The organism is Bizionia gelidisalsuginis (assembly GCF_008086185.1).
Taxonomy (GTDB): Bacteria; Bacteroidota; Bacteroidia; order Flavobacteriales; family Flavobacteriaceae; genus Bizionia; species Bizionia saleffrena.
Map to the genome: position 1 here is coordinate 1 of NZ_VSKN01000086.1, position 1009 is coordinate 1009.

The 1009-nt window shown below is 42.0% G+C and carries 1 protein-coding gene; it reads left to right on the forward strand.

The features are described from left to right. Window positions 1-1009, forward strand: a 1009-nt coding sequence (locus ES677_RS15400; RefSeq protein WP_170235076.1) for a hypothetical protein, incomplete at both ends; no start/stop codon positions are given.

Below are 1009 nucleotides of genomic sequence, written 5' to 3' on the forward strand. Positions count from 1 at the left end.
CGACAGAATGTTGGGAAACAGCGACGTTTAATAATGATACGTGTATTTGGGAGGTAACAGGAGATCAAGCAACCGAGCCAAAAACAGAATGTTATGAAACCGCAACGTTTAATAATGATACGTGTAGTTGGGTTGTAACAGGAACACAAGAAGCAGCACCAGCGACAGAATGTTGGGAAACGGCAACGTTTAATAATGATACTTGTAGTTGGGTTGTAACAGGAGAACAAGAAGCAAAACCAACGACAGAATGTTATGAAACCGCAACGTTTAATAATGATACGTGTCTTTGGGATGTAACAGGAACACAAGAAGCAGCACCAGCGACAGAATGTTGGGAAACAGCGACGTTTAATAATGATACGTGTAGTTGGGAGGTAACAGGAGAACAAGCAACCAAGCCAACGACAGAATGTTATGAAACGGCAACGTTTAATAATGATACGTGTAGTTGGGAGGTAACAGGAGAACAAGCAGCAGAACCAACGACAGAATGTTATGAAACGGCAACGTTTAACACGGAAAGTTGTGCTTGGGATGTAACAGGAGAACAAGAAGCAGCACCAGCGACAGAATGTTGGGAAACAGCGACGTTTAATACAGAAAGTTGTACTTGGGATGTAACAGGAACACAAGAAGCAGCACCAACCACAGAATGTTATGAAACGGCAACGTTTAATAATGATACGTGTAGTTGGGAGGTAACAGGAGAACAAGCAGCAGAACCAACGACAGAATGTTATGAAACGGCAACGTTTAATACAGAAAGTTGTGCTTGGGAGGTAACAGGAGATCAAGCAACCGAGCCAAAAACAGAATGTTATGAAACGGCGACGTTTAATAATGATAAGTGTAGTTGGGAGGTAACAGGAACACAACAATCAGAACCAACCACAGAATGTTATGAAACGGCAACGTTTAATGACTCTACTTGTAGTTGGGAGGTAACAGGAGATCAAGTAACCGAGCCAACGACAGAATGTTATGAAACCGCAACGTTTAATAATGA